Consider the following 26,900-nt stretch of genomic DNA (forward strand, 5'->3'; position numbering starts at 1 on the left):
AAGAGCGCCTCCTTGATGGTGTTGGGTGTTTACCCGTCGACAAACCCATCATACCGAGGCGCTCCTTTTTTGACAAAGCCCATTTCTTAGGCTATACAGGAATGTTTAGTTGAATGAACTCTCTGCAAAATTTTAATCACTACTGTAAAAAGCCCTTAATCCGAGCCACACTTCGTACCAAAATGTTTTATTTTTTGTGGCTCCGTCATTTCAATTGCTTCGCCGTTTTTAACGACATAGACCTTTTTATTTTCAATCTTGAGCTTATCTCCAAACCCAAAGACAATTTCAAAACACTCCTGCTTATAACTTTCTTCTCGTGTATCCGACCATTCTGATTTTTCGATAGAAACTCTTTTTTTGATATCATCGTCCTCCATGAACCTCTAGTTTTAGCTAAAAGTTCTGCGTTAGTGCAATAACAATTGACATTAATCTATTGAATCATTGACTGGCTTAATCATATACAAACGCATTGAATCGAGCGAACCCTGATATGTAAACACATTCCTTTGTATTAAGCAACGAATTCTCCACTCGATTACCCCATCTTCAATTCGCTGTTTCTGACGCCCGATGATTTCACCCACTAACCTCACAGCATAGAAAAAACCATCGCTTTTAAGATGAAATTTTTCCCGAGAAATTCTTTTAGCTCTGTCTATTATCTCCTGGTCAAAATAATCTACGGTGACCGTTTCGACTTGACGGTTCTTACGTATTCTAAGGATGCCGTTGTCCTCAAGGAGCTGATTCCAATTCATCACATATTGCTCCCTAACATGCGGGGTAAGATCTTTTGCATCTTCCATAAGTGGAAATAATTTCTCTGGTGACACTTCTCCAGTAGAGCGTGGTCTGAACTTGCCATATCTCTTATAATAAGCTTGGGAAACCATGACAACCGACACTGAAATATACTTTGGTAAATTAGCCACTAAACACATAAACCCTGTATGTTCTGTTGGGCTGTCGCCTACCCAAAACAAGAGCGAGTCTTCATCAGTGTTTATATTCGCCAATCCGCTGAAATTTTTAAATGAATCACGCAGATACGGAATATACTCGGTTTTGTCTTCTTCATTTAAAATTTGCTCCCACCATTTAAGGCGAAATGATTGGACACTATCCAGAAATATATTTCCAAGCGGACCCAACATTAAATCATCTTCCATAGCAACAATTTGTTCAGTTATTTGATTTATTTTAAATGCATTCATAAGCGTTCCACGGGTTGATGCCCCAAATACAATATGAGTTCTCATTAATATTTCCTCCAAACGGATGACACGGTTTATTTCTCATTATATCCGTTTTAATCTGAATAATAGCCGTTGAAGTAATCTGCCCTATAGTTTAATAACAATAAGAGACCCACAGCAACGGGCTGAAGGGTCTAAGTTTATACTTTAAAGGGGGTCGACTTTTATTATAATCTTGAATGATTAATACTTGATGAAAATAAGATTTCAATCGTGTAACAATTACTTAACACTCGTTCCTCGTTTGCTTAATCAAAACTTTTCAAGTTAACATTGAATTCCATTAAAGTCCCTAATTCATCACTAGTAATTAACTTGTTTCCGTCTTCCCCAGTTATTTTTAATGATCCACCAGGTGATGCTGAGTTAATTTTTTCATAAGATAATGTCGCCATATATTTATTTCTTATTTCTAAAACAAGCACTCCCTGTTCAGGAGTATCCATTAAGGCACCAGCATATACTTGTACATAATTGTCACCAAGTTTACCTTGCCAGCGGTTTTTTATGATAACATCATGACTACCTGCGGGAACTTCTGTATCATCTATAATTCCAACCATCCAACTACGTTCGTTTTCAGCTATTTGAGCTTTAAGATCTACAGGTTTCGGTTGTAGGTTCTGGATTTTTGGAGTTTTTTTTGCATTTTTTCTCAAAGCTTCTTCTCGGTCTAACAACTCTTGCTTTTCACTTGGCAAACTAATGCTAAAACTTTGAAATGCATTTACTGAAATTGGAACCAGAGTAATTAATGCAACAAAAGCTATACCTCCAATTAACAGCAACTTATTTTTTTTCATTATGGTCTTCCCTTCTTGAATCAAAATCCTATCTTTTTAGGGTCGACTTTTATAATTGTTTTTAAACAAGTCTGCCTGTTAACGTAATGGAGGCTGCCGTTTGTGCCGGCAGCCTCGTGTAGATCTGTATTGAGCTATAGTACCCGTTAGTTGAACTATAAATTTATTACAATTGCTTCTTAAAGCGTTTTTTGAAGCCTCTCTGGTCCGCAGAATAACCAATCGACTCATAAAAATTATGTGCGGATTCACGATTACCACCAGATACAAGAATAACATAGTTACATTGATTCTTTTGTCCAAATTCTTCAAGCGTCTTCATCAGCAACTTTCCTACGCCCCGACTTTGATATTCTTTTGAAACAACGACGTTCTCTACCAACATAAAAGGATCACAATTGCCAACCAAGTCGTAACAAATTATTCCCATGGAAGTACCAATAACTTTATTTCCGATACAGGCCACAGCAACATAATATTTTGGATCACCAGATATTATTTTCAACCTGTTTTTTCATAGCGTTTAAATTAGACTCACTACCAGTAAATTCAACAAACAATTTGGACAACACAGATATATCATCGATCGATGCCTTTCTTACCTTGATTTGGTCCATTTTAAGTCCCCTCCGATTCGGCTCACTCGTATTTATTTCAATAAACAAAATGTTTTTGTAATTTTACTGAAGAACTGCCCTTTCGGAAAATCGGGAACCACGTTATATACAGCCCAATAAGCGAGATTTTAGTAACCAAGCTCTACTGCCCGTTCGGAGTGATGGTAACGATCGATCGATTCACGGCAGCGTCATTAAGCTCTTGTATCCGTTAGCTTAATGTTGGTCTCTATAAATATGGTCTTTTAAGTTTCTTTCATTGATTCCATTTTGAACAAACTGGAAATTCCTGTCCGTCAATCTTTGTACTCGGTCAATTATTTGTCCTAAATGATATCCAGTGTGTTCAACTAAATGATAAATATCAAACATATCGAGGTTCTTCTCGTCCTTGTTCCCTTCTGTATAACCAATCATGACTTCTCTCCATGAACTAAAACGTTCCGTAATTAATTGAATTAAGTCCGATGATGAAGTAGCAGCCTCATCAGGAAAGTAATTTTCGATTCCACCCTCGACTTTCCCACTATTTGAGTATCTGATGATATGTCGTTGAATGTGCTGTCCTACATGTAACGCAATGCCCCCAATAGAGTTAAGCGTTTCTTTTTCATGTCTCCAAAGAACTTCTGTTTCCACCATATCCAAAGCTATTTTCAATTTAGGAAGGTAGTGCTCGCACATTCTAAATATCGAAATGCGTGTATATTCAAGTAGTTCTTTACCCATAATCATCACTCCTTTTTATTAAATTAATTCAATGTCCGTTTGAAGTATGCTGCCCGTTAGCGCAACAAAAGCTATCGATCCATACCGATAGACACTTCCAGGTGATTGTTGTTTTCCTGGGTCTGCTTTATTTTGCCCTTTTTTAAGAACCAGAGCTTTTTAATTTTCATGGGAGTTGAATGAGTAATAGAATTAAGAACCAATTTCCCATGGACAGTGTTTTTCGTAAAGATTTATTACTTAACATCAATGACAATGCTGCCAAAAAGCTGATCGTTCATATAAACCAATAATTGCCAACGTCCGGAAGTAGGTAGCGACATCGATGAAGGGATACTGTGGTCAGCCCCGTTGTTCTTGCCTCCTAAATAATCTGCAGAAAACACATCAATCAATTGGTGAGTTCCTTTTTTCAACGCTTTCACCTTAAAGTTACCGTTCAATTCGTACTCCGACCCCCAGAAATGCCACAAATATTTATTGCTCTTCCCAGCAATGAAACCTGCATCAATGAATCCCACCTTATTGGGTATTCCACGCAATTGATATGTTCCCGAAGTAAACAACGGGCTAACTTCCCATGAAGGTTCGGCCACCGACAGCACAGCATCGCCGTACAAGATACCGGATAATTCTACTTCATAACGCCAAAGTCCACTTAACGGTAGACCAAAAGAAGTAGTAAAACGGTCCAAACTGGAATAACCGCTGCTTCGCTCAATTATGATGTGAGGTGTTGCTGTCACAACCATACCGGTCTCTTTATGAATAGCCCGTATGGTTAGTATTTTACCTTCAAATTGTTCGAATGGAGCAGTAAAATTAATCATGTAACCGTAAGTTTTCCCTGCAGAAAGCTGCGGATCCGGATTAATCGTAAAAAGCCTCACTCCATCTCTTACATATTCATAACGAACAGCCCATTTTTCTTTTCTATCATCTGTGTGAATAATCTTACCAGGTTCAGTTCTTTCCAAATAAATAGGAAGCATTATTGTTGACATCACAGCTACAAACAAAAAAATGACGATAAAAGCAGGCCTCGTCCAGTAAACTTGTTTCTTTCTCGAATTTTGGTTTGCCTTCTTTATGATCTGAGATTTTAAATTTTCATTGAAATGCGGCTTATCAAACGGAGATAATTTCATTAGTTCGTGCCAGTTCGGTTGCTTCCGATCCATACTTTCACTCTCCCTCGTTATCGGTTTCCAATATAACGGTTATTTTCGTACGTGCTCTATGCAGCCTTGATTTTACAGTGCCTTGGGATATATTCAGCAGTTCAGCAATTTCTTTGTCGGTTAGACCGTAATGTGCATCTAAAATGACGACCTCCCTGAATTTCCTAGGAAGTTGAATGACAGCGCTCCATATTCTCTTGGTTTCCATCCTATCAAATAATTGGGATTCAGCGGATTGAACCGTCCCTCCGTGCGGAACAGTCTTTACTGGTAATATTTTTCGGATCAGCTGCTTTTTAAGGTAATTTAATGATTTATTGCGGGTGATCGTTAAAATCCAACTTTTCATCGTACATTCACCTCGAAAGGAGTAAATCCTATCGTACACCGATAAAAATACATCTTGGGAAAGATCGTCAGCTGCATCGGAACTTCGGGTCAAAAAATATGCAAAATTCCAAACATCATTCCCGTAGTTCGCCATCAAATCCAGTAGGATGTAATCTTTATCTTGGGTTTCCGCCAAATATTTCAAATAATGTGGTTCCAATTTCATCACCTCTACGTAATTAGACCATCCAATAAGGAAATGGTTCCCAAAACGAGAAAACTTCTTCAAATAGGCTCAATATTTAATTTGCAAACTTGCTGAGTTTTTTTATGTTTTTCACAACCTCACCTTTCTGGATGTCAAACACCTCAGCTCCATCAACAGCGCGGACATTTGTATGTTAAAGCAAGTTAAAGTTACAAGAAAATATAATAAGCGTTCACCCAATAAAGTGAACGCCTAATTACTTCAAAAAGTTATTTTCTTAATTCAAGACTTTTTTGTCACGAAAACAAAATACAACTAAAGTTTTGAATCGGTTGTTTAGTACAAAAAAGATTTGAAATACTTTTTACAAACTCGTATCTATAGGTCTGATTCAACTATCGTTCGCCGTTAGTTCAAAGTCAAAGATAGATTATTCAATTTACTTATTTAGATCAAGCACTTTTCTACAAGTATTTCAATCTTTTCTTGTGGGATACTTTTTGCTAAATCCCCGTTTGAAACGTCTATTGATTCCCAATCTGAGTAAACAACAAAATCATCAGAAATTGGTATAATGTCACTCCAATTATATGTATTTAATTTATTTGCGACTTCAAAACGTAATGTCTGACAATCTTCCCAAAACTCTTCCCATTTCTCATTTCCAAATAGATTCATTAATGTTTCCTGATTCTGTTGAAAAGTTTGATCTTGATCCTCAAAACCAGTTTGATATCTAGCGGGCATCTCTCCAGAGTTCCATAAATACCACTTATTATCAGTTCCCGATTCTTCGATCATACTATTTCTGTAAGATTCAATTCCTAATGTAATTAGCCCAAGAACAGGTTCATAATCGGTTCCAAGCAAGGATATGTAGCAAACCTTATCTCCTTGATTTAATTTAATTTTCTGTACTGCATTAGGTACTTCTCTTAGGAGAACTTGCTTCAATTCTAAAAGCAACTCATCTTTACCCATAATACACCTCTTATTGTTATTTATTGCTATTCCAAAAAATGGATCATAATAAAGTTCGACTCCTTTTGATTTTTTCATAGGGTATTGGCTACCTAACTTTACTGCCCGTTAGCGGAATAGGCTGCCCAGTGAATCGCCGGCAGCCTAGACAATACAATTATTATGGAGCTATCGTACTCCGTTAGCTGAAAAGAATTCTCGGTAAAAGAAAAAGGGCCATGACGTATACCCTTTTCTGTAAATTGCTTCTATAACTTAGCGTATCGACACGTTTTTACTCCTCATCATCCAAACAAATAACTTGGATAAATTTATTAAGCGGGATTATAAATACACTCCCTTGTGGTGTGCCGAAATTTAGATCCGTTAAGATTTCAATAAAGCCCTTTCCGATACGCAAAATGTCACCTTCCAATTCAGTCTCAGATGTATCAACAGAAAATCCAATTGGAAGTTTAACAAGCACTCTTGAATTTGTTGGTTTATCGCTTGCTAATTTTTCAAAAAGCAATGCAATCGGTTGATTAAATCTTTGAATAAATACATCTTGACCATTGTCACCTGTAGCTACGCCTACCCTAATGAAAGTATTCGTCACTTCTAATACGGTAATAGCAGCGACATCTTCAAAAGGAAATGAAGTTGAGAAAATATTAAGGAGCTCTGAGCCTTCCTGTAAGCGTTGTCTGATTCTTGCACCTATAGAAATGTTCTGTGGCTGTTCACCCAAGCACTCTTCCGATACTCTTTGTGATATTGACATCCTAGGTACCTGCCCTCCCTTTATGATCCTGAATTTCTTCCTCAATATAGTATGCTATATCTGGGCGTTGGTACATTGCCCCAGCGATTTCTCTTAGGGAGGCGCGGTTATCGATGATCATGCCTGCGTTTATCTTAATCCCTTCGTATACCCCTTATCTATAATATCCTTCATACGTAGATTTCCAAATAACACCTTATTCATGAACTTCGCAAATCCAAACAGGTCAATACATATGTCATGGTCTTGAATTCAACTATGCTGCCCTTTAGTTAAGCAACACCGCCAACTAAAACAAGCGATGGATCGGTTCCATCGCAGCGCTATCGTTTGCAGTTATTTGGAATTAGCTTCTTTCCATCCAACCTTGCACTTTTGCCGGTTTATTGACACTGATTTGGTAGGTAATCGCTACTGCCCATAGCATAAGAGCAATTCCGTAAACAAGGGCGGTATTTACTTGAAGTCCGGAGGACTGAATTAATGTTCTTAGGTTCGTAAGGATAATGAACCCTCCAACTAATACTCCTAGCATATAGGATGGAATCACTTTCACTAGATAAGCCGCAATCGGTGCCGCCAATACACCTCCGATGACAAAAGCTGCCACCCATATCAAGTTAAACTGCTCCCACCCCAAAAACAACAAAAATCCAATTGTGGCTGATAAAGCAATGGCAAACTCACTGGTTGCCACTGTTCCCACAACTTTTCTGGGGGACGCTCCTTTTTTGGCTAAAAGTGCGGGAGTGGTAATCGGTCCCCAACCGCCGCCGCCTACTGCATCGAAAAAGCCTCCAACCAAGCCTAAGGGAATCAGAAACTTTTTGCCATACTTCGGCGCAGCTATATTTTCGGATGACTGTTTGTTTCCAAGAAAGCGGAATAGAATGTATACGCCCAGAAGCGTTAACATGACGGCGATAAACGGTTTGATGACGCCACCGGGAACGCTGCTCAAGAACGCAGCCCCGACAAATGCGCTGATGGAGCCCGGTACGATAAGCTTTAATAAAATTGAACGGTCAACATTTTTGAAATACAAATGCGTGGCTCCGGAGGCCGCTGTGGTTCCAATTTCCGCCATATGGATGGATGCAGAAACTACAGCCGGCGCAACACCGAATAAAAGCAGCAAGGAAGCTGAAGTGGCTCCAAATGCCATACCTAAGGATCCGTCAACCAGCTGCGCAAAAAAACCAATTATAGAGAATATTATTAGTTTCCTCATAAGATAACCCCACTTTTAATTCCGACTAATTACATATGAATAATTATAATAATTTCTGATGCAAATGTAAAGGATAATTTATACTGGTTGTCTTAGACTGCCCACTAAAATCGAAATAGCGGCAGCCATGGACGAAATAATAAAGGTCCTAGACTGCCGCTATTTTATTGAACTATCGTTCTCCGTTAGCGTAACGCCAGTTAATCCCATTGCTTACTCTGTATTCCGGCTAATATCCTTTCAACTATCCATTTGGGCGAGGACGATGGCGACAGCTACTCATACCAATTCGTCCACGACTGGCCAACGTACCAGTGCTGCATGAAGGAGCTGTCCGGGCAAGGCTATTCGACCGGCATGGACTTGCTGAACAGCTACACCAAGGTTGAGATCGGGGAACGCGGCAACATCCATATCGTGTACTGATGCATTCCGAAATCGAATTCTGGAGGAAGCCCAAAAAATGTTAAAAAACTACTGACATACTGTTGTCAGTAGTGTTTTTTTATAATCGGAGTAAGTAATCGTAAAGGAGTGGGAGATAAATGCGAAGTATTTTGGCCCAAAATGATATGATACGGTATTGTATCATTTATTATAGGAAGGATGGTATCTCGTGAATTTTGCTTCTGTACGCATCATTACCGACGACGTGGATCGTCTCGTAGAGTTCTATGAGAAAGTCATGGGTGTTTCGGCGGAACGCCCCGCGCCCGTCTTTGCCGAACTCGTTGTGCCATCGTGCACCCTGGCGATCGGCCACTCCCAGACGGTGCAACTGTTCGGCGCTGGTTCCGCAGTGGCGGCCGACAATCACACTGTCATCATCGAGTTCCGCGTCCACGATGTCGATGCCGAATACGAGCGCTTGAAGCCGTTTGTCGACGAGTGGGTAAAGGAACCAACCACGATGCCGTGGGGGAACCGTGCTGTGCTGTTTCGCGATCCCGACGGCAACCTGGTTAACCTCTTCGCGCCGGTGACCGAGGAAGCGATCAAACGGTTCAGCGGTAGGCGTTGACGGACAGTTGAAGTGAGTGAGGCGAATTTCGTAATTAGTAATTTTACTGACCGCTTCATAGAAAGAGACCATAGCAACGAGCTATGGTCTCTTCATTTTATCTAGGTTCTTCATTATTTATTGAGAAATGGATCTATTTCGCGACCCTCGCTGATGCTGGCAGCCTATTTGTAATTGTGCTATCGTTCTCCGTTAGCTTAATCCCCTGGTCCACTCTTTATTTTCTTTATACAGCCGCTTCATACGTTGCACGCATTTCTCTCCCTCCGAAAAAAGGGTCAAGTTCTTGTCGCTCATCAACAAACGGGTCAAGTTCTTGTCGTTCGTCCGCGACAAGAACTTGTCCGAAAAAATAAAAAGGCCATCATTCTTAGCGGGTTTGAATCGGCGTATGTTCTTGTCGTCCGACAGCGACTAACAGATCCGTTCCTCCGACGTTTACGGCATTTTCACCATGAACAGGATAATTTGGAACAATGGCATCTGATTCATCACTTTCATGAAAAATCATCAGTAAACCCTTCACGTTCGACAAAACCCATTTCATAATCACACCAAAATCCTAACTTGCAAGTCCGTCATTACGGAAGTTAGCTTCATATGGAGTAAGGCCAGACTCAAGATCAGATGGCGCTAGTGTGTTCAATTGGCGGGATAATGAAGTTGGTGCGCTATATCCTGAAAGAGCGAATCAAGCTGCCGATGGCTCAATCGGTAGTCTGTTCATCATGGTGCTATCGTTCTGCATTAGTTGAATGTACTATCGTTTGTTTTAAGATATTCCATAACAATATTCACTCTTTCCATAACTGAATAATTTCCTTCAATCCTTAATATCGGACAAGTTAAATCGGACATCCAATGTTCGTGTAAAGCTCTACTCCTAACTTTTAATCCAGCTTCATCATATAATGATGCCCATTCTAAAAATGCTTGTGATTGTTCGTACTTACTTCCACCAGGTAATATTTCATCACCATATCTTTGAAATTCCCTATCTTTTAGCCTTTGGAGCCTTAAATCTTTAGGAGTATAAATAAATATGACTAAATCAAAGTATGATTTTAACTCATCTCCCCAACCACATACTGCTCCTGAAAGAATCCATTGCTTATTATTTCGAAGATCTTCTTTTAACAACTGAATTCTTTCTTTTGGATCCCGTTGTTTAGTGAATTTCTCGAACCAAAAAAATCGTCACCATCTAAAGTAATATGAGGCAATATCAAAGATAAGTCATTTCCAAGAGTTGTTGCACCTGAGCCCGAAGCACCAAGAATATGTATTTTATTTTTCATATTAGCCTCCATGTTAATTATCGTTCTACATTAGTTTAGTCTTCGAGTTTTTTTATATAATTCTTTTGATCCTTTGTAAACATATAGCCTCGTCTCTCATAGAACCTGTGAGCATGAATTCGACTTGGGTGGGATAACAGTTTTATTCCAGAATATCCCCTGTCCTTTCCCCACTGTTCAAGGCGATCAATCAACATACTGCCTATACCCTGATTCCTGTAACTTTCTTTAACAACAAATCCCAAAACGTTTACTAAAGAGTCGGAAAAAAGTAATTCATACGGGCTTCCATGAATATATCCTATTATCTCGGTGTCTTGATCGTAAACAAAGATGATATCTTTAGTTTTCTTTGTAATGATTTCAATCTTCTCTCTTACTTTCTCTTCGGTAAATACATGTAGATTCGGGTTAAAGTCTTGATTTAGCAAATAAATATCATGATAATCAGTTTCTCGAATTTCCCTGACATTGTTTTCTATCACATTAAAACGCCTCAATTCTTTCGATCATTAAAATCATTTAAATTAAAATTTACAGGTCATTGCATATCTTGGCAAGGCATTATGTATGAACTTAACTCCCGTTACTCCAACGAACAACGGCAGCCGATCGTGTGTCGGCTGCCGTCAATGTCGTGATTGAACTAACGTATCCGTTAGTGTAATGCTTTAGCATTTTTATATGGTACGGTTCCCCGCGTAGTCTGTAACGGCAAGTTTTCTCTGTATAATAAAAGGCCGCCAAAATAGCGGGCCTAAGTTGGTGAGCCGTATGCCTTAGTAGGGCACGTGCGGTTCGATAAGGTGGAAGCCATGAGAGTGGTTTCCCTACTTTATTACGGTGATTCTTACCGTTTATACGGTTGTTGGCTGGATGGCGTCAATTTCTGCGTCATCCAGATAATTATCTTCTCTAACGAATCCTGCAGCCCGCAAAGAACTGCCGCCAAGTGATTGAATGAAATTGTCTACTGTTTCATTGAACAACTGCGGCTCCTCCAGGAAAGGGCAATGACTGCTGTTTTCAAACATGACCAGCTGTGTATCGGGAATGTTTTGTTCAAGATGGGTGGCAGCAGCCACGGGAATCAGCTTCTCATCACGGCCGAAACAAAGCAGTGTTGGAACATCGATGGTTGACAGCATCGGGCGATAATCGACGACCGTTTGACCGAACAAGATGGAACTGGCTATGGATTCAGGCAATTTGGTTACCTCATGCACCATCCACTCCAGATTAGCCTGTGATGGCGCATCTTTAAACATAAGGGGAACAAAGGCTTGCACAAACCCGGCGCGATCTGTCTGAACCGCATGCATGGCATCAATCAGACCGGCAAAGTCAAATGCGCCGATGTTCCAATCCGGCCAACGATAATCGGACGCAGATTCGCTAACGACAACAGAAGCCTTGAGATTAGCTGTTCCAAATTGTTTGATGTACTCCCACATGACAAATGCGCCCATAGACCAACCCACCAACACGACATCTTGCAAGCCGAGTGTCTGGATCAGTGCATGGATATCATTCGCATAGGTTGCCATCGTATGGCCCTTATGTACATGAGAGGAGCGCCCATGTGCCCGCAAGTCAGGCAGAATGAGCCGATATCTGTCCTTGAAATACGGAACCTGTTCTTTGAAGAAGTTGCTATTCATCCAGACTCCGTGTATAAAAATAACAGGCGTTCCTTGACCGATGTCCTTGAAATACAGCTTGGTTTTTGGGTTAATGTTCAAATATGGCATGCTTGATCATCCTTTTCATCAGTTTTTATTGGGCATACAACGGGTCGGGTCTATGTAGATCAGATATTCCGAAATCAGTGAACCTTCTAGTCGAAACACATCCAGAAACGGCAAAGTAACTTCCTTGCCGCCACCCAGAAAGTACGTGGCTTCTGCCTGGACGAACTTCATCTTGTTTCCGTCAGCCATCCAATACTCAATCAGCTTATGCTTGGTTCCCTCGATATTAGCAACAAACGCCGTCATGAAATCCAGAATCGCTTCCTTCAAGATGATCGGGGGCTGACTTCCGAAGACCAGCGTGCAATCATCGGTGATAAAGCCTGCCAATGCCGGGATGTTTTTGGAATCAATTGCTTCTGCCAGAGCAGGTCTACCTTGGCTGAGTCAAATACATCACTCCTTTGTCTCATGGTTATACACGATAATTTTATTCCAGATGTTGGTAATCATTCCTTTCTATGATGAAAAAAAGGTATTCTATTTGTAGCGCTTGCCTCAATGAAGAACCGGGATTCCCATTTAAGGAATCCCGGCTCCGGGTTCACGATACTGATACCACCGAGTGAATCAATTTTCAACTAGCCTTCGAACTATTTCAGTTCCAATTCCTTGTTTTTGATAACTTGGATGGACTACGATACCGCATATACAGGCATTAATCACACCATCTGAGATCACACTTCCAGTACCAATTAATTTCTCTTCGTTAGCTCACGTAACACGATTATATGTCCATACAGTAAGACAGCCTTTTGGCTTCTAGAGTCAAACCGAGCAAAATAAGTTGATCGCAGATCGCCCGGATAACTTCATAATCATCCACTCCTTGGACCTGACAGTCACGGATAAAGCCAAATAACCCTGCTTGCTCCGCGCTAGCAATATAGGCCTTTAAATGTTCTACATTCCGGCCCGGGATTTCCTTCATATGCCACGGGTGAGGAGCCGGTCTATTCAGGCCATCAACTGATGTGCCCCGTGCCGTGCCCCCAATCCATCAGATGTGGGCAGGATCAGTTCGTTCCGGCGTGCTCGCCGTACCTCTTGCATGTAGGCATATCCGTCAGGTATGGGCTGAAAGCCGAAGCACTGCATAGCGAAGTCACGCACCTCGTTCTTCTGCCGTTGCCACTTCTTCCTGTCGAAATACTCGATCTCTTCCTCGTCGTCCTCACCCTCATCCTCCTGGTATCTCAAATAGGACAGGTAGTGCTCCTTGGGTTCAAAATCGTTCAGCAAAAGCCCTTCTTGATCAGAAAAATGAAGTACGAAAAAATCTCTTATATTGGGGTAGTACCAGCGAAGCTGACACCACCCGCAAAGTAGATGTTATTATATGGGAATATATTGGTAATCTCATTTTAGGGATAGCGGCAGCAAAAAGCAGATTTACAACATAAGCATTTCCCATATTAAAAAACCCGATTCCTTGATCTAATTCAAGAAGACCGGGTTATTATTCATTTCACTATCGCTTCTCGTTACTTATATAAACGTACCATTAATTAAGCTCAATCAAGTAAAGGGGATTACCTTCAGGGTCACTAAAGTGTGCGAGATGTTCTTTGATAATAAAGTTGTTTAAATGGTCGCAAAAAATGCAGTAAACCCGGCTTATGATACAGGCCGGGTCAGAAATAAAGTTGTTTAAAATCATTAACGTACTCCGTTAGCGGAATTCCCTGGCAATAAGAAAATCCCGTTAGTTCCATAACAAAAAATAAGGAGCTGATTTCGCCATGAAAACTGATTCGCACGTTGTGCACATTTCGGATCTTTGGGATCTCCGCCCCCTGGGAATGGGAAGATCTCGATTAATGCTTTGAACGAGTCACAACTTTTTCCTCCGATTACCCCTCGAATCTGTATAGTTCGTGTAGCCCGCTTTGATAAATACTCTTAGGCATATGTTGGAGCAACCAATTTCTGACTGCGATGAGTATGGGGTTATCCAACTGCGTAATTTTTCCAAATGTCCAGGAACGCTTGGAAATAACCTCCACTTTCTTCCTGCGGCGCGTATCGAACTCCGCAAAGGCTTGTTGAAAATTTACGTATACATTCCGCGGCAACCACAGCATCCTCGATAGCCTGGCAGGCTCCTTGCCCGAGATTGGGAGTAAACGCGTGGGCAGCATCTCCAATGAACAGAACGCGATGTAATGAGAAGTTCTCCATAGGAATAATGTCGACAATATCCCGGTGGGTCATTTGCCTACTTGCCTTCAGAACACTGGGGATGGGTTCCCGATAGTTTCCAAAGCGATTTTCCAGATCATTAACCGTATAACGGGCAAATCGGGCATCGTTCTTCCGGGAATTAACGATTGCATACCAATACACCTGCTTATTGGGCAGTGGAATGATTCCGAAGCGTCCTTTCGCCCCCCATATTTCCATAAATTCATCTTTCCAATCTGTACAATAACTGGATGGGACAATTCCGCGCCAACACGTATATCCAGCGAATCGATAGGAATCCTTGTTTGTCAGCTGCTTTCTAATGATGGAGTGAATTCCATCAGCTGCAATCAGAATGTCCCCCATCTCTTCGCTCCCGTCATGAAACGAGATCCTGACGTGCTGTTCGTCTTGATCGATTCGCACGCATTCTTTTCCATATTGAACCGTGTCGGGAGGAAGAGCCTCATAGAACAGAAGGTTCAACTCCTCTCGATGAATGGAGTACAAGTTGCCATATTCATCAGGTACCGACAATTTCATTATTTTATGCCCTTTATCGGTTACTATCTGAATGCCGTCCTTGCCATACCCGGCACGGATGATTCGATCGGCTATTCCAAACGGCTCCAGAGCTTTCAGCGCATTAGGAGCAATAAGGATTCCGGCACCTGCTTCACCGGGCTTGGTTCTTTTCTCGAATACCTTTACGTCCATCCCAAAATGCTTCAATTTGATAGCCGCACACAAGCCCGCTGTTCCGCCACCTATAATAATGACCTTCTTATGCAAGAACTCACCCTCTTCAAAATAATGTTCACCACATCGGCAGGAAGCCGAGAACGAATCCGACAAGTAACAATAGGATCATCGTATAGGCTAAAAATTGTTGAGGATACAGTCCCCAAATACTTTTGGAATCTGTTATAAACTCCTCATCGACCCAATGGGTATTAGGAAATAAGGTGGCCAATATCATGGAAAGCCAGAAATACGACGCAATTACAACAGCGAGAATAAACTGGAACCTTTGGTCCCCCTCAGTTCGGAATAGTAAGTACAAGCATACAACGCCAAGTAAAATCGATAGAGCTATTGTCTGACCGTTATGGAATTTGGCGTGTGGAGGCCATTTGGGATTGAATAGTTGTTGCTTCGCTGTCTTGGGGACAATGACATCGGCAAGAAAGGCACCTGCAATCGTAACAATCGAGACAACGGAGTCATTATTTTTGCTATTAGAAACATGGAAGCTCCCCCCTCAGAGTTATCGTTCAACTTGATCTATTCGCTTGGGTGTTCTTTATTCTCAGTGAAGACCTCGTTTGCCCGGTGCCCAGAAAGGCTTAACTTGGATCGACGAGCGCGGCCAGCCTCGGTCACGTACAAGATGATGGAGGACCATTTGACAAGTTTCGGACTCCCCAGCTACATATGCTGTCCCAGGCAACACCGGAAGATTAAGCTTGGATAAAGCATAAACGATCGGTTTTGATGCAACGGCGGAAGCCCCATTGCGATTTACATGAATAAGCTCTTCTGATCTCGGAATCGGTACTTCATCCGGAGAATTACTCTCCAATACCCCATATATTCGTTCGTTTGTACCAAGCGACCGGATCATAGAACCAAATGCAACTGACGCCGTTTCTTCCCCTACGAAGAGGTGATAGGAAGCTGGACGGATGACGAAGTCCCCAATAGGCCCCCAGAAAGTAACCGGATCACCGGCCTTCACGTTACGTGCCCAACTTTGACCGATCCCCTCCCCTCCATGGAGATATATGCGCAACTCAAATGACTGCTCCTCAGGTGTAAGCTCCCAAATGGTGTAAGATCGCAGCGTTTCACCGGGACGCAGCAGTCCCCGTAAAGCAAGCGGATCGTTGATCTGAATTCGGACATATTGCCCTGGGGTGTATGAAAGTTTATCTAATGATTTAGACTCTATGCGGATTCGCAGCATCGACGAAGAGACCTTTGCAACTTCAGACACCGTTCCTTCTGATATATGTTTGGCGAAGGCATAATGTAGTAAATTCCGGGGTGACCGATGAATCGATGAATTCTGATTTCCTTTCTGACCGCTATTCATACTTGATAGCCTCCCTGTTATATTATTTATCAATAAATAAATAACTTTCAAAAAAACAGATCGTTCAGCGTTCCACGATCATGAATGCCACGGGAGCAATTTTTCTAACTGTATGGTTTCCGACAACGCAATAAGCAGCCCTTCCCCGATGAAAACCTTAGCCTCGTCAGCAGCCTCAGGAATTCCAGCCTGCTCTAATTTCATTTTCAATTGCTCATACACTTGGTCGAATCCTTCCCGTACCACTTCCCTGATCGCCGTTTCGGGAATGGTGTAGGCCATCATAGTCACTAATATTTCGTTTCGATTCCTGTCAAGTAAATCATTAAACGCCCGACTCATTGCTTCTTTTAACTTGTCGGGTGGAGCCTTTACATTCATAAGGCCTGAAAGACCCGCCGAATGGCCTGCTCAAGCACCGCAAGATACAATTGTTCTTTATTACGGAAAAAGTGAAACACATACGGTTGAGTAACGCCGACCGCATTTGCAATACCTGCTGTTGTCGTTTTGTAATACCCTTTTTCTGCGAATAATTGAATGGCGGCCTGAATGATTTGCTGCTTTACATTCGATGTCGTTTCATCTTTAGATGGAATAAGGAACGCTCCTTTATTTATTAATAAATAAATATTAACTTTTGGTAGTTTTATTGCCAATAGCCCATTTGGGAGAAGCCGCCGTTTTTGTTGAATAATCATAATGGACGGCAAGCACCCTCTAAGCACTATTCCCCATTTATGTAAGTGCCCTTATGCTTTTCCTCCTGTTTATTCACCACTCCTGGCATCCGGCTATATCTCGATCCGGGCAGGCTAACGCCGTAAACCGCCAAAAGCGCAACCAGCAGCACGGCCGAGCACAGGAACACAAAGTCATAACCGGACGCTTACGCAATAACAAACTTGTCACCTCATAAGCTACGACATTTCCTGTTGACCTGGCTTAAAAAGCAGGGCATCGATGACGCACTCATACAGCCTTATTCCGGCCACGAAAGCCGTAAGTCGTTAGAGGTCTATCCTCCCGTTACTTTAACGGACATCAAAAAAGAAGCTGCCCTCGCGGCAGCTCCTCACTAATCATTGGAATGTGCAATATTATTTCCCATTCAAATGATAGATTAGTTGCACAACGCCAGTGGAGAACGTTCTTGTATTAACCATTATTAAATTCAACCTCTGTTTTATATTAATAAACAACGGTTTTCCTTCTCCCAAAATAACAGGATGAACAGATAATCTAAATTCATCAACAAGCCCTAAATTGATAAAAGTTGTAATAAGACTTGCTCCACCATATAGCCAGATGTCTTTACCAGGCTTATTCTTTAATTTATTTACTTCTTCAAGAATATGATCATTTATTAATATTGCTTTATTATCAGTCCCTTTTTGTGTCCTCGAAAACACATATTTTTCTTTACTATGAACTAATCCCCAAATTTCTTTTTCAGTATCAGAATGTTCAATATCTGGAGTAAATTGTCCCCATAACTCATAGCTTTTTCTTCCATATAAAATAGTATCAATTTGATTTAAGAAATTAATAAACCCCATCTCAGAGTCCATAATGCACCAATCAACTTCCCCATTTTTCCCTTCAATAAAACCATCTAAAGTAACTGCTAAATCTAAAATTATTCTTCGTTTCATGATTTGTTACTCCTTTCGTTGATCTACCACCTATTATAGATCTTATATATGTCACCTTGTGTCATACTAATAACAGAAAGGGTATCTTTTCAACTATGCTGCCCGTTAGCTGAGAGAAGGGCTACCACACGGCAGCCCTTCTGATGTTTAACTATAGTTCACCGTCAATTTCCTTCTTGTTCTTCTATCGCCTTTTTCCACTCTTGGTGTAATTTAGCCAAGGAAGATGAGATTCCGTCCCAATCATTAAATTTATTCGTAACATAAAATCCGTCTACTTTTGATATGGTATTACTCAGTTTAGATATACGTTCTTTATCTTGGTCGGTTAATGGTCCAGGCTTGCTCAGAATATTTGCCACCTCACTCCACCACTGGGAATACCAACTAGAGATATCATTCATATTCGTTCTATCCTGAAATGAAACAAGAGAAGGAAAGTCATTCAATGTAGAGTTTGCATTGTTCAAACTTTCTTGTGCGTAAGCTAGCCAAACACGGAATGAATCCCTTGTCTTCAAGTCATCCCATTTGTTTTCATTATTAATGGTATCAATTGAACTTCGGGTCGTGTACAGAAAATAGGCTCCCCGTTGTACCGTTTGAGCAACATGGAACTTCTCTTGCTTATGCGCCGTACGCAACTCATAATTTTGCCATACTCCAAAGCCAACTCCTGAGATAGCAACGGCGATTATAAGTAATAAAATAAATTTGTTTTTATTTTTTGTCACTTCAGCCCATCCTTTATGTTGTATCGTGATGTTTTACGTGTATATTAGACGAATTGCATTTATAAAAGTTACTGATTTGATGCACGCCAGATTATGGAGATATTATCATTATCCTTCCAGTTAGGTGAGAAAACGGCAGCCGATCATCTAGGTCGGCTGCCGTTCCTGGTGTTTATCGAACTCTTATAAGTGAAGATTTCCCTGATAATAGTGCTTTATGCTCTCGGACGCGCCGCCCAGAACCGACGTACATTTCCCTCTTCTTCCGCGCCGACTTCTGCAGCTTAAGACAGCGATTGGTTACCATTTTGCATTAATACGCCCTTGGTTTCTCCAAACGTTCAGGATGTACGTCTAACGACTTAAAAAACACGTCCTGCACCGCACCTTCCGCATCTGCCGCAGAGCCCGAGCCGTTGGGAAATCTATAAGTATCGAAAATCCGAATATAACGATGATTTTATAACTGCATCCATATTTAGGAAACGGAAAAGGGTCTCCTGCTGCGATATTTCCCCTGCTAAAAGCATTATTGTTGAATAGTTATAGAAGTAAACAGAAAAGTACCGGCAAGGAGGAGTCTTATGCCTTACATGGAAGTTGCGAGGGGTGTCAAGCTCTATTACGAGGACTGGGGGGCAGGCCCGGTCGTTATATTTGTTCATGGTTGGACGATGAGTCACAAGTTCTGGTCTTATCAAACCCTGAACCTGCCGCCCGGAATGCGCACAATCGCGTATGACCTGAGGGGGCACGGGATGTCGGATAAGCCTTTCAGCAGCTACTCCTATCAAGAGTATGCATATGACCTGCTACACTTGATATTGGGACTCAATCTGCGGAATGTAACATTGGTAGGTTGGTCGATGGGTGCGCCCATTTGCCTGGAATACCTGAGACTTTTCGGACCGGAGCGAATAGCCGGCTTTGTGTCGGTTGGCGGAGCAATTCCTAAATACGTCAAAAGTCCCGACTGGCCCTACGGTCTTCCACCTAATACCATTCAAACCTGGTTTGACGATTTGCACAGACGGCGGCCGGAATGGCAAGAGGAGCTTTTCAATCGTATTTTTGTGAACCCCATAGTCGGCAGTGCAACCAAACGCTGGATATGGACCATCGGCATGCAAGCATCGTTCCCAGCGGCGGTAGGCAGCCTGATCGCCTTACGGAACACGGATTTTCGGGCGTTCATTCCCTATATCCGTATCCCTTTCGCACTCTTTCAGGGGGCAAAGGATGATATTACCTTACCGGAGGCTACACAGTGGATCCATGCTCACAACCCCCGATCCAAGTTGATTATGTTTGAAGAGAGCGGCCACACTCCCTGTATCGAAGAAATTGATAAATTTAATGCGGAGCTTACCAAATTCGTGTTCTCACTGACTACCTGAACCTCTTAAAAACCACCCTGCGGGTGGCTTTTTTCGTGAATCGGTTATGCACATATGTTTGTGTCGTGGCTTCGAGGTAAGCTCTTCGAGCTCTTTTGATCTGGTTCCACTTGCTGAGCCCTCTTAAAAACCTACGCATGGTTCGCCAGCCGGATATCATTCCAGAGAAATATTATAGGAGTGTTTTGGTCATTATAACATCTATTTGTTCTTCATCACCCATATAGAAAGAGTGGGCTCCTGTTTGAACAAACCCCATTTTCTTATAAAAAGCGATAGCATTTTCATTTTTTTCCCATACGCCTAGCCAGATTTTCTTTTTATCACGTTCCATCGCAATTTCCATAGCTTTATTTAGCAGATATTTGCCAAGCCCATGTTTTTGAAATTTGTTTTTTATATAAATCCTCTCGATTTCAAGTGATTCATCACCCATTTTTTCAGACTGAGCATCATTGGTATTGACCTTTAAATATCCAGTAACTTCATTATTAAAATAAACAAAAAAGAATTGTGAAAAATTATTTGATAATTCTTTTTCTAATTGTTTTAAGTTAAATGCCCTTTCCAAATAGGCATTCATATTTTCGGGTGAATTCTGATCCTTAAATGTCTCATTAAATGTTTCATAACTAATTTCTTGAAGTTTGCGTGAATCTTCAAGGGTACACTTTTTTATATTTATAGTCATTTAATGATGTCGCTCCTTTTATATAATCAATAATTTCTCTCGTTTCCCTTTTTTACAAATTCCCAGTCTCTTTCTATATTTTTTCTTATTCTTTGAAGAAGATTGAAAATGGTTTCTTCTTCTCTTTCGGAAAACCCCTCTAATGCAACGCTGTTGGAATAATCATTTTCACTTTTTATAAAAGGATAAACATTTTTCCCTTTCTCTGTTGGAAAGAGTTTTTTAATTTTTTTGTTATGTGTATCGTCTTTCTTTTCAATAAATCCATTAATTTCAAGTTTTTTAATAGCACGAGCTGCTGTTGTTCTATCTACTTTTATCATCTCAGCTAACTTTTCTTGAATGATTCCTGGGTTTTCACATATTCGCACAAGGTACAAATACTGCCCTTTTGTAAGGTCATATTCTTTAAATTCTATATTACTTATTGAATCTAATGCCCTTGCTATCATTCCAATTTCACGAAGGATTTCCTTCATAATTAACTCCTTAGTACATATTTTTGTTGCAAATTCAATAAAAACGGTATAAATTAAATTTACCTTAACTTTGTTGCATTTGCAACAATAATAATGGTCAAAATTTTCTTGGAGGCTTAAAAATGCAATAACAAAACACACCATTCGGAATCTTCCGTAGTGGCGTTTTCGTTAGCGGAGCAAGACACCTGACCCTTATCAGTCGCTGCCGTCCCTTGATGGTTAATTTGCTTCTGTTCTCCTTTAGCCAAGTATCGTACGGAAAAATTCAATTGATAATGCGATTAAGGTAAGCAAGCCTGCAATAAATATAATTAGCCACGTTGCATTCGTTGGAGTTAAAAATTCGAATAATATTTCAAAAATTACCCAAATTGTCAAATGTCTTTCTTTCTTCGCTTCTATAAAATCCTTATATAAATCACGAAGGGATAATCCTCCAAACAGTACCATACAAGCCGCAACAACTAAAATAATAAATACATTTCCTTGATGTATAATAATTCCCATCCGAACAACCCTTTTATTATGTATGTTTCCTATTTTTTATTACGTTATACTGCCGGTTCGTTGCGAAGGGATTGCTGCGCGGTGCCCTTTCGGTGTTCAACTATCGTTACCCGTTAACTTAATCACGATTCCTCATGCGAGTTATTAACTATCAGTCCTTCATTAGAGCTATCGTCTCCGTTAGCGGAATGAATAAAAACGGTTGCGACGGCAACCGTAATTGCGATTTTGTTTTCCCGTTCGAAAGGGGCTTTTCCTTATTGGAAAAACCTATGCACCATGCAAATCTTCCCGCGTGTTCACAATTCTGAAGCTATCCCCCGTGTCTTCCATTTCGTACAGCTTGCACCTCGATTCAGGCATTTTGAACGGCTGATGGAGGATTAACATCCAGGTTCCTTCGAATGTTCGGAACAGCATCCCGTGACCACTATCATCTTTCACTAAAGGGGGGAGTTGTTCCCATGGACCTTCCAGTTTGCCGGTTGTTGACCGCGCGATCGTCTGCACATAACTGCCCGACTGATAGCTCGACCAGAGCATGATCAGACGACCGCCAGAAGTTCGGTATAATTGACATCCATCCGTTACGTGAACACGAATGTAGCCGTCGGGTAGTACATCTTCGTTTTTCCAAGGTGCTTCTGAAGCGTTAAACAGACGAATCGGATCTCCGACCGCTTCGGATAAATCATCCTTTAATCGAACGCCTTCGATCGTGCCGTCAATAGTCTGGATCCACTCATGACAAAAAATCATCCACGGGGACCCGTCTTCTTCCACATATAACGTCCCGTCTAGCGTCATCATCGTTTCCGGCAGAACATGCGCATCATCTTTCAACAACCGGAAAGGTCCTTCCGGCGACTCGCTAACGGCTATGACGGTCCCCCTCCAATGCTTGGAATACCCGTTTATGGGCTCGCCATCCAGTAGCCTGTCCTTATTGTGCAAAGTAACGAACAGGTAGAAGCGCCCCTTATACTCGTGGACTTCAGGTGCCCAAGCTCCATGCTGCGGATGAGCCCATACCCCGTCAGGGACTGTGAATACAATATATGGCCCTTCCCACTCGGATAAATTCGTGCTTTTGTAAGTAATGACACCGTAACGATCCATTCCGTGCAACCGAGGAGCCCCTCCGGTATACAAGTAGTAAACACCGGTACGGCTGTTGGCTAATACGAATGGGTCATGTGCTGGAATATCGGCCAGACGGTGCCCCTTATGCGGTTTTTTTACATCGAAGGCGGCATTATAAACAGGCAACCGGAATCAACCCCTAATTACTTTCTTAATCAATTCCTTTCGGATATTGTATTTAATGTATTCTCTCCGCGGCTTGATTTCCCTTCCATATTACGGACCTTGTAATAACTAAATGCCCGCCATTCCCATTATAAAATCAATAACAAAGAAGAAAGAGGGAGCTTTCTCCTCTTTCTTCTTTACAAATTTTTTGCTGTTTTACAACGTTACAACGCGAAAGCCATAGAAACAATAACTAAAAGAATAAAAAGCACAAGAATTGCAGCAGAACTTGTATAGCCGCCTCCATAACCTACTCCTGCCCCAACTTCGCCCATATGCACACTCTCCTGTTTTGTTTTGTATTGGATTACTCTTAATTATATGTCTTTTTTTAATCCTTGATTGGACTTTCGCCTCTTCAATGGCTGATGTGTAGAAAAGGACAGATCTGGCAAATTATAGCTTCATGAGCAAAAGAATTAATCGATGCTTGTCGTAAATTAAAATAGCTTACCGCTTTGCCGGCAAGCTATTTTAATGTTAGGTTTCATGTTCTTTATCTTGTTCCAATTGATCTTTTAATTTATCTGGCATTATTTCAGGTTTTGCACCAAACCACTTCGTATACAAGGCTTCGTAGGTTCCATCCTTGGAGACGGCTTCAATTGCTTGATTTACCCTTCCAATGTACTTATTTCGTTTATTGGCAACGACGACGTAGCTTTCTTTACTTAACAACTCACCAACTATTTTTACTTTACCTTCTGCCGTGTTTTGTGAAAAATCATTAACATTACGTTCGTCGAAAATAACAGCATCAACGTTTTTTTTCTTTAATTCGTCGTAAGCATCGGAGATATTAGGATAACTCCGGATTTTGACCCCTTGGATTTCACTTGCATAGTTGTACGCGGTCGTCCCGTTTTGGGTTGCCACAACTTTTTGAGCCAAATCTTCTTTACCCTTGATTACCACATTATCTGAAGAGGTGAGAATAACCAGGCCAGTTTGAAAATAAGGGTTGGAATACTCAAGGTTATTCTTTCGTGCATTGGTGATAGTCATCCCTGAGATAGCCAGATCAACCTCTCCAGATTTTATGCTTTTACTCAATTCTCCATTTTCCATTGGAACCAACTCATATTTTATATTCGCTTTTTGAGCGATTGCCTGCCATAATTCCACTTCGAAGCCTTTGTTCTCGCCTCCCTCGGTAAACGTGAACGGACGGAAATTATTCTCGATGCCGACTTTGATCGTTTTTTCCGTTGTACAACCTGAGGTAAGCAGGAATACCAACAGGCTTACAACCAAACCAAACCCCAGCTTCCTTCGAACTCTAATAATCATTGCTTTTGCCCTCCTTCTCAGATAAACAAAGGTATTATTTGCCACTAGCTGGAAGGTTATGCAAACTATATTTCCCCTTAACTTGATGATAAGAGAAAACCAAATGTAACACGATGTCCGCGGTTTCCGTAGCCGTATCTGTTCCCGCACCACCCATGGCATACATCCATTGTAATACACATATTTCCCTTCTTGTTTCATTTTTATTGACTGGACTGCAATTTGTAGGCAAACTCCGCAGCGGGTACCATGGTCATCCCAAACAATTGAGCCATCTTCATTAACTTCTTTAATAAAACAGTTTATATTGCTGGTATGCCCAGAACTTTCATAAAGGATATAAGCTCTTGTCTTGCGAAAAAGACAAGAACTTATATCCTTCGCTTTTAAAATCGGCCTCGTCCGGAATCGTTATTAGACCGCTGGCACCAAATTGGATGATCCTTATTAATATAATCCTGCTACTTCGTTACTTGAATCATGATCGAATCACTGGATACGACGCCCGCAAAGTTGACGAGTTCAGCGCGATACTCATAGTTGCCTTTCGCTTTATTGGCTATTGTCGAGACTGCTTCTTGGGCCGAAGGTGTTCGGTCCGAAAGGTTTTGCGTATCGATAAGAACACCATTTTCATATAAGCGGTAAGTTGTGCCATTCGTACCCCACCACATATACATGGCGACCTTGAAGTTGCCGTTACCTTCCAAGTTATCACTTGACAAAACTGGCTTGCTTGGCGATGCCTGCGTTACATTGACAACGTGCGTATCGCTCTTCGTTGTGCCGAACGCAAGATCCCCGGATCAATGGCCGCTGGCCACGCTTTTGCAGACCATTGTCGTTGCCAAAGATTCGAGCAAGACCGGCATTGATTTCGAAGACTTGGAATTGCTTTCTAATCGCAGCGTTAAAGCGGCGCAAATCTTTATTGCCATGCTCCCTATTCTGGTCGTCTACCCTTTTCTTCAACGTTTCATTGTCAAAGGCATCGTGCTCGGTGCCGTAAAAGAGTGACCGCATGAGAAAAAGCCCTCATCACTGAGGGCTTATTATTAACGAAGTTGAAAAATGTTATTTATCCAGACTTTTGGCGAATTGCCAAATCTCCCAATGAGGTTATTAATTTTGAAGCGAATTCATCAATGTGTTTTTCCATTTACTCTTAGTAAGATTGTAATAATTATAATTCTCTTTTTTAATCTCAATAATGTTTAGAAAATCGAAACCACATTTTTGTATTACTCTGTTCGATGGTATGTTATGTATTATAGCTATAGCATTAAGTACCTCGACATTGGTGTTCTCAAACAAATAATTAATAATTCCTTTTGCGGCTTGGGTGGTGTAGCCTTTGCCTCTGTAATCTTTTGATATCGCATACATAATCTCTCTATTTGGAGGTGGCAATTCATCTTTTATTCCTGTACAACACCAACCGATAAACTCACCTGTTTCCTTAGATATAATTCCTAATCGCAGACGGAGTTGTTCAATTTTTCCACCTTCCGATACAGCCTTTAAAAACTGTTTGTTTTCTTTTATTTCATAGTTGATTAACCAGTGTAACCGTTGTTCCTTAGGCACGTTCCAACCAGGCAAAAATTCTAATATTTCAGGTTGCAGGGTAAGAACGTAAAATTCGTCCAAATCTTCAATTCTATACTCTCGTAAAATAATATCTTTACATTCAATCGTGAATACGTTAGTATTTCCCATATTAATAAACCAAATCCCCTTTATTTTGTCATAATATCCTTTTACACTTACTATCCTAAAGAGGAGAAAAAGGGAGGATTCAATCAATGTCTGCGCAAAATCATTATGTAGTCAAAGTAGTTCCTTACAGCTCTAACTGGTCTCTAGATTTTGAGCGGGAGAAAAAACTACTGCTTGCAGTCCTGGCCCCTCATATCGTCACCATCGAACATACCGGCAGTACTTCAATACCCAATCAAGAGGCAAAACCAATCATCGATATGTTCGCAGGCGTTCATTCATTACTTAATGAATCAACCTATGCTGACTTATTAAGTAGTTCAGGTTACCAATATGTTGAAACAGGCATGATCGAACGTCTTTTATTTGCGAAAGAGTCCTTAGGGACACGTACGCATCATTTGCATATTCTCCCGATTGAAGGATTTTATGAAAGAAATGAATTATTATTTCGAGATTACCTTCGGTCCCATTCTGATTTAGTTAAGGAATACGGTGAACTTAAACGCTTGTTAGCTGAACAATATCATTCAGATCCTGAGGGTTACACACGAGCAAAGACTGCTTTTATCCAGCATGTTGTTGACTTAGCACGAACAGAAAAAGAACTCCCTCTTCAAAAAGTATGGGAATAATATTTGTGATGAACTGACCGCTACG

General features: G+C 41.0%; 35 protein-coding genes and 4 pseudogenes. 5 read left to right on the top strand and 34 right to left on the bottom strand.

Translation table 11 applies throughout. From position 1 onward, the window contains the following. Positions 1 to 155 precede the first annotated feature (155 nt). The 11 genes from ICC18_RS30265 to ICC18_RS30310 form a co-directional block, all read right to left on the bottom strand. A complete protein-coding gene (locus ICC18_RS30265) occupies positions 156 to 380 on the bottom strand; it encodes a hypothetical protein (RefSeq protein ID WP_188178150.1) in 225 nt (74 codons plus the stop codon). A gap of 51 nt (positions 381 to 431) precedes the next feature. Next, complete coding sequence (locus ICC18_RS30270; RefSeq protein WP_188178151.1) at positions 432 to 1,265, bottom strand: DUF3658 domain-containing protein; 834 nt, start codon at positions 1,263 to 1,265, stop codon at positions 432 to 434. 245 nt (positions 1,266 to 1,510) lie between these two features. Next, positions 1,511 to 2,065, bottom strand: a complete 555-nt coding sequence (locus tag ICC18_RS30275) for a hypothetical protein (protein WP_188178152.1) — start codon at positions 2,063 to 2,065, stop codon at positions 1,511 to 1,513. Between the two features lie 166 nt (positions 2,066 to 2,231). Next, positions 2,232 to 2,570, bottom strand: a complete 339-nt coding sequence (locus ICC18_RS30280) for a GNAT family N-acetyltransferase (RefSeq protein ID WP_223193011.1) — start codon at positions 2,568 to 2,570, stop codon at positions 2,232 to 2,234. Next, complete coding sequence (locus ICC18_RS34435) at positions 2,551 to 2,682, bottom strand: hypothetical protein (protein WP_262495912.1); 132 nt, start codon at positions 2,680 to 2,682, stop codon at positions 2,551 to 2,553. The genes ICC18_RS30280 and ICC18_RS34435 overlap by 20 nt, the downstream gene beginning before the upstream one ends. Before the next feature lie 216 nt (positions 2,683 to 2,898). Next, a complete protein-coding gene (locus tag ICC18_RS30285; protein WP_188178153.1) occupies positions 2,899 to 3,411 on the bottom strand; it encodes a DinB family protein in 513 nt (170 codons plus the stop codon). 236 nt (positions 3,412 to 3,647) lie between these two features. After that, entirely contained in the window at positions 3,648 to 4,592 is a 945-nt protein-coding gene (locus ICC18_RS30290; RefSeq protein ID WP_188178154.1) for a DUF4871 domain-containing protein, read from the bottom strand. 4 nt (positions 4,593 to 4,596) lie between these two features. Beyond that, positions 4,597 to 5,127 (bottom strand): RNA polymerase sigma factor, encoded by a 531-nt coding sequence (locus ICC18_RS30295; protein WP_223193012.1) that lies wholly within the window; start codon positions 5,125 to 5,127, stop codon positions 4,597 to 4,599. Positions 5,128 to 5,577: 450 nt separating this feature from the next. After that, the gene (locus tag ICC18_RS30300) at positions 5,578 to 6,189 is read right to left on the bottom strand and encodes a hypothetical protein (RefSeq protein ID WP_188178155.1); all 612 of its coding nucleotides are present in this window, start codon (positions 6,187 to 6,189) and stop codon (positions 5,578 to 5,580) included. Positions 6,190 to 6,385: 196 nt separating this feature from the next. Then, complete coding sequence (locus ICC18_RS30305; protein ID WP_188178156.1) at positions 6,386 to 6,874, bottom strand: hypothetical protein; 489 nt, start codon at positions 6,872 to 6,874, stop codon at positions 6,386 to 6,388. Between the two features lie 346 nt (positions 6,875 to 7,220). Continuing rightward, positions 7,221 to 8,105, bottom strand: a complete 885-nt coding sequence (locus ICC18_RS30310) for a sulfite exporter TauE/SafE family protein (protein WP_188178157.1) — start codon at positions 8,103 to 8,105, stop codon at positions 7,221 to 7,223. Between the two features lie 616 nt (positions 8,106 to 8,721). Between ICC18_RS30310 and ICC18_RS30315 the strand changes: the two genes are divergently transcribed. Beyond that, the gene (locus ICC18_RS30315) at positions 8,722 to 9,126 is read left to right on the top strand and encodes a VOC family protein (protein ID WP_076238209.1); all 405 of its coding nucleotides are present in this window, start codon (positions 8,722 to 8,724) and stop codon (positions 9,124 to 9,126) included. 370 nt (positions 9,127 to 9,496) lie between these two features. On the opposite strand, the gene ICC18_RS30320 is transcribed toward ICC18_RS30315, so the two are convergent. From ICC18_RS30320 to ICC18_RS30370, 12 genes and pseudogenes are all read right to left on the bottom strand, one after another. Then, a complete protein-coding gene (locus ICC18_RS30320; protein WP_188178158.1) occupies positions 9,497 to 9,673 on the bottom strand; it encodes a hypothetical protein in 177 nt (58 codons plus the stop codon). 200 nt (positions 9,674 to 9,873) lie between these two features. Then, positions 9,874 to 10,424 (bottom strand): annotated as a pseudogene (locus ICC18_RS30325) (ATP-binding protein). Positions 10,425 to 10,459: 35 nt separating this feature from the next. Further along, positions 10,460 to 10,909 (bottom strand): GNAT family N-acetyltransferase, encoded by a 450-nt coding sequence (locus ICC18_RS30330; RefSeq protein ID WP_188178159.1) that lies wholly within the window; start codon positions 10,907 to 10,909, stop codon positions 10,460 to 10,462. 372 nt (positions 10,910 to 11,281) lie between these two features. Then, a complete protein-coding gene (locus tag ICC18_RS30335; RefSeq protein WP_188178160.1) occupies positions 11,282 to 12,175 on the bottom strand; it encodes an alpha/beta fold hydrolase in 894 nt (297 codons plus the stop codon). Positions 12,176 to 12,193: 18 nt separating this feature from the next. Further along, positions 12,194 to 12,541: a nuclear transport factor 2 family protein gene (locus ICC18_RS30340; RefSeq protein WP_223193018.1), complete on the bottom strand. Its 348-nt coding sequence runs from the start codon at positions 12,539 to 12,541 to the stop codon at positions 12,194 to 12,196. A 204-nt stretch (positions 12,542 to 12,745) separates the two neighbouring features. Then, on the bottom strand, positions 12,746 to 12,871 hold the full coding sequence (locus ICC18_RS30345) for a GNAT family N-acetyltransferase (RefSeq protein WP_312029637.1): 126 nt from the start codon (positions 12,869 to 12,871) through the stop codon (positions 12,746 to 12,748). 261 nt (positions 12,872 to 13,132) lie between these two features. Beyond that, on the bottom strand, positions 13,133 to 13,417 hold the full coding sequence (locus ICC18_RS30350; RefSeq protein WP_188178162.1) for a hypothetical protein: 285 nt from the start codon (positions 13,415 to 13,417) through the stop codon (positions 13,133 to 13,135). A 611-nt stretch (positions 13,418 to 14,028) separates the two neighbouring features. Next, a pseudogene (locus ICC18_RS30355) lies at positions 14,029 to 15,151 on the bottom strand (FAD-dependent monooxygenase). A gap of 25 nt (positions 15,152 to 15,176) precedes the next feature. Beyond that, positions 15,177 to 15,569, bottom strand: a complete 393-nt coding sequence (locus ICC18_RS34900) for a DUF6640 family protein (RefSeq protein ID WP_376745680.1) — start codon at positions 15,567 to 15,569, stop codon at positions 15,177 to 15,179. Between the two features lie 99 nt (positions 15,570 to 15,668). Further along, positions 15,669 to 16,454, bottom strand: coding sequence for a siderophore-interacting protein (locus ICC18_RS30360; protein ID WP_188178163.1), 786 nt, complete (start codon positions 16,452 to 16,454; stop codon positions 15,669 to 15,671). A 78-nt stretch (positions 16,455 to 16,532) separates the two neighbouring features. Beyond that, positions 16,533 to 16,835: a hypothetical protein gene (locus ICC18_RS30365; RefSeq protein WP_188178164.1), complete on the bottom strand. Its 303-nt coding sequence runs from the start codon at positions 16,833 to 16,835 to the stop codon at positions 16,533 to 16,535. After that, positions 16,832 to 17,155, bottom strand: coding sequence for a TetR/AcrR family transcriptional regulator (locus tag ICC18_RS30370; protein WP_188178165.1), 324 nt, complete (start codon positions 17,153 to 17,155; stop codon positions 16,832 to 16,834). The genes ICC18_RS30365 and ICC18_RS30370 overlap by 4 nt, the downstream gene beginning before the upstream one ends. 204 nt (positions 17,156 to 17,359) lie before the next feature. Between ICC18_RS30370 and ICC18_RS30375 the strand changes: the two genes are divergently transcribed. Further along, positions 17,360 to 17,536 (top strand): tyrosine-type recombinase/integrase, encoded by a 177-nt coding sequence (locus ICC18_RS30375; RefSeq protein WP_223193013.1) that lies wholly within the window; start codon positions 17,360 to 17,362, stop codon positions 17,534 to 17,536. Between the two features lie 18 nt (positions 17,537 to 17,554). On the opposite strand, the gene ICC18_RS30380 is transcribed toward ICC18_RS30375, so the two are convergent. Together ICC18_RS30380 and ICC18_RS30385 are read right to left on the bottom strand one after the other, a co-directional pair. Further along, on the bottom strand, positions 17,555 to 18,109 hold the full coding sequence (locus ICC18_RS30380) for a dihydrofolate reductase family protein (RefSeq protein WP_188178166.1): 555 nt from the start codon (positions 18,107 to 18,109) through the stop codon (positions 17,555 to 17,557). A gap of 164 nt (positions 18,110 to 18,273) precedes the next feature. After that, positions 18,274 to 18,843, bottom strand: a complete 570-nt coding sequence (locus tag ICC18_RS30385; protein WP_188178167.1) for a hypothetical protein — start codon at positions 18,841 to 18,843, stop codon at positions 18,274 to 18,276. 584 nt (positions 18,844 to 19,427) lie between these two features. On the opposite strand from ICC18_RS30385, the gene ICC18_RS30390 reads away from it, so the two are divergent. Further along, on the top strand, positions 19,428 to 20,240 hold the full coding sequence (locus ICC18_RS30390; RefSeq protein WP_188178168.1) for an alpha/beta fold hydrolase: 813 nt from the start codon (positions 19,428 to 19,430) through the stop codon (positions 20,238 to 20,240). A 172-nt stretch (positions 20,241 to 20,412) separates the two neighbouring features. On the opposite strand, the gene paiA is transcribed toward ICC18_RS30390, so the two are convergent. From paiA to ICC18_RS30430, 8 genes and pseudogenes are all read right to left on the bottom strand, one after another. Beyond that, positions 20,413 to 20,931, bottom strand: coding sequence for a spermidine/spermine N(1)-acetyltransferase (gene paiA, locus ICC18_RS30395; RefSeq protein WP_188178169.1), 519 nt, complete (start codon positions 20,929 to 20,931; stop codon positions 20,413 to 20,415). 26 nt (positions 20,932 to 20,957) lie between these two features. Continuing rightward, on the bottom strand, positions 20,958 to 21,410 hold the full coding sequence (locus ICC18_RS30400; protein ID WP_188178170.1) for a MarR family winged helix-turn-helix transcriptional regulator: 453 nt from the start codon (positions 21,408 to 21,410) through the stop codon (positions 20,958 to 20,960). Positions 21,411 to 21,653: 243 nt separating this feature from the next. Next, positions 21,654 to 21,920, bottom strand: coding sequence for a hypothetical protein (locus ICC18_RS30405; RefSeq protein ID WP_188178171.1), 267 nt, complete (start codon positions 21,918 to 21,920; stop codon positions 21,654 to 21,656). A gap of 270 nt (positions 21,921 to 22,190) precedes the next feature. After that, complete coding sequence (locus ICC18_RS30410) at positions 22,191 to 23,189, bottom strand: glycoside hydrolase family 43 protein (protein WP_188178172.1); 999 nt, start codon at positions 23,187 to 23,189, stop codon at positions 22,191 to 22,193. 206 nt (positions 23,190 to 23,395) lie between these two features. Then, positions 23,396 to 23,506, bottom strand: a complete 111-nt coding sequence (locus ICC18_RS30415) for a sporulation protein YjcZ (RefSeq protein WP_188178173.1) — start codon at positions 23,504 to 23,506, stop codon at positions 23,396 to 23,398. A gap of 205 nt (positions 23,507 to 23,711) precedes the next feature. Continuing rightward, a complete protein-coding gene (locus ICC18_RS30420; RefSeq protein ID WP_188178174.1) occupies positions 23,712 to 24,521 on the bottom strand; it encodes a transporter substrate-binding domain-containing protein in 810 nt (269 codons plus the stop codon). Positions 24,522 to 24,716: 195 nt separating this feature from the next. Beyond that, positions 24,717 to 24,914, bottom strand: a pseudogene (locus ICC18_RS34905) (PCYCGC motif-containing (lipo)protein); the annotation flags it as partial. A 68-nt stretch (positions 24,915 to 24,982) separates the two neighbouring features. Beyond that, on the bottom strand, positions 24,983 to 25,246 hold the full coding sequence (locus ICC18_RS30430; protein ID WP_188178175.1) for an early set domain-containing protein: 264 nt from the start codon (positions 25,244 to 25,246) through the stop codon (positions 24,983 to 24,985). Between the two features lie 85 nt (positions 25,247 to 25,331). Here ICC18_RS30430 and ICC18_RS30435 point away from each other — a divergent pair. Further along, positions 25,332 to 25,538, top strand: a pseudogene (locus ICC18_RS30435) (carbohydrate ABC transporter permease); the annotation flags it as partial. Positions 25,539 to 25,643: 105 nt separating this feature from the next. Here ICC18_RS30435 and ICC18_RS30440 read toward each other — a convergent pair. Beyond that, positions 25,644 to 26,240, bottom strand: coding sequence for a GNAT family N-acetyltransferase (locus ICC18_RS30440; RefSeq protein WP_188178176.1), 597 nt, complete (start codon positions 26,238 to 26,240; stop codon positions 25,644 to 25,646). Positions 26,241 to 26,326: 86 nt separating this feature from the next. Here ICC18_RS30440 and ICC18_RS30445 point away from each other — a divergent pair, with 86 nt between their 5' ends. Continuing rightward, positions 26,327 to 26,875 (top strand): GrpB family protein, encoded by a 549-nt coding sequence (locus tag ICC18_RS30445; protein WP_188178177.1) that lies wholly within the window; start codon positions 26,327 to 26,329, stop codon positions 26,873 to 26,875. Positions 26,876 to 26,900: the final 25 nt, after the last annotated feature.

Source organism: Paenibacillus sedimenti (assembly GCF_014534655.1).
GTDB lineage: Bacteria > Bacillota > Bacilli > Paenibacillales > NBRC-103111 > Paenibacillus_E > Paenibacillus_E sedimenti.

What these genes read in the sequence shown, in the direction of transcription:
- ICC18_RS30400 (WP_188178170.1), bottom strand. Translation starts at nt 21,410, where the DNA reads ATGAAGGAAATCCTTCGTGAAATTGGAATGATAGCAAGGGCATTAGAT.
- ICC18_RS30335 (WP_188178160.1), bottom strand. Translation starts at nt 12,175, where the DNA reads ATGCCATATTTGAACATTAACCCAAAAACCAAGCTGTATTTCAAGGAC.
- ICC18_RS30380 (WP_188178166.1), bottom strand. Translation starts at nt 18,109, where the DNA reads ATGAAACGAAGAATAATTTTAGATTTAGCAGTTACTTTAGATGGTTTT.
- ICC18_RS30440 (WP_188178176.1), bottom strand. Translation starts at nt 26,240, where the DNA reads ATGGGAAATACTAACGTATTCACGATTGAATGTAAAGATATTATTTTA.
- ICC18_RS34435 (WP_262495912.1), bottom strand. Translation starts at nt 2,682, where the DNA reads ATGGACCAAATCAAGGTAAGAAAGGCATCGATCGATGATATATCTGTG.
- ICC18_RS30310 (WP_188178157.1), bottom strand. Translation starts at nt 8,105, where the DNA reads ATGAGGAAACTAATAATATTCTCTATAATTGGTTTTTTTGCGCAGCTG.
- ICC18_RS30300 (WP_188178155.1), bottom strand. Translation starts at nt 6,189, where the DNA reads ATGAAAAAATCAAAAGGAGTCGAACTTTATTATGATCCATTTTTTGGA.
- ICC18_RS30390 (WP_188178168.1), top strand. Translation starts at nt 19,428, where the DNA reads ATGCCTTACATGGAAGTTGCGAGGGGTGTCAAGCTCTATTACGAGGAC.
- ICC18_RS30445 (WP_188178177.1), top strand. Translation starts at nt 26,327, where the DNA reads ATGTCTGCGCAAAATCATTATGTAGTCAAAGTAGTTCCTTACAGCTCT.
- ICC18_RS30320 (WP_188178158.1), bottom strand. Translation starts at nt 9,673, where the DNA reads ATGAAATGGGTTTTGTCGAACGTGAAGGGTTTACTGATGATTTTTCAT.
- ICC18_RS30360 (WP_188178163.1), bottom strand. Translation starts at nt 16,454, where the DNA reads ATGAATAGCGGTCAGAAAGGAAATCAGAATTCATCGATTCATCGGTCA.
- ICC18_RS30415 (WP_188178173.1), bottom strand. Translation starts at nt 23,506, where the DNA reads ATGGGCGAAGTTGGGGCAGGAGTAGGTTATGGAGGCGGCTATACAAGT.
- ICC18_RS30285 (WP_188178153.1), bottom strand. Translation starts at nt 3,411, where the DNA reads ATGGGTAAAGAACTACTTGAATATACACGCATTTCGATATTTAGAATG.
- ICC18_RS30370 (WP_188178165.1), bottom strand. Translation starts at nt 17,155, where the DNA reads ATGATTATTCAACAAAAACGGCGGCTTCTCCCAAATGGGCTATTGGCA.
- ICC18_RS30270 (WP_188178151.1), bottom strand. Translation starts at nt 1,265, where the DNA reads ATGAGAACTCATATTGTATTTGGGGCATCAACCCGTGGAACGCTTATG.
- ICC18_RS30420 (WP_188178174.1), bottom strand. Translation starts at nt 24,521, where the DNA reads ATGATTATTAGAGTTCGAAGGAAGCTGGGGTTTGGTTTGGTTGTAAGC.
- ICC18_RS30290 (WP_188178154.1), bottom strand. Translation starts at nt 4,592, where the DNA reads ATGGATCGGAAGCAACCGAACTGGCACGAACTAATGAAATTATCTCCG.
- ICC18_RS30305 (WP_188178156.1), bottom strand. Translation starts at nt 6,874, where the DNA reads ATGTCAATATCACAAAGAGTATCGGAAGAGTGCTTGGGTGAACAGCCA.
- ICC18_RS30265 (WP_188178150.1), bottom strand. Translation starts at nt 380, where the DNA reads ATGGAGGACGATGATATCAAAAAAAGAGTTTCTATCGAAAAATCAGAA.
- paiA (WP_188178169.1), bottom strand. Translation starts at nt 20,931, where the DNA reads ATGACTATAAATATAAAAAAGTGTACCCTTGAAGATTCACGCAAACTT.
- ICC18_RS30275 (WP_188178152.1), bottom strand. Translation starts at nt 2,065, where the DNA reads ATGAAAAAAAATAAGTTGCTGTTAATTGGAGGTATAGCTTTTGTTGCA.
- ICC18_RS30365 (WP_188178164.1), bottom strand. Translation starts at nt 16,835, where the DNA reads ATGAATGTAAAGGCTCCACCCGACAAGTTAAAAGAAGCAATGAGTCGG.
- ICC18_RS30405 (WP_188178171.1), bottom strand. Translation starts at nt 21,920, where the DNA reads ATGGGAATTATTATACATCAAGGAAATGTATTTATTATTTTAGTTGTT.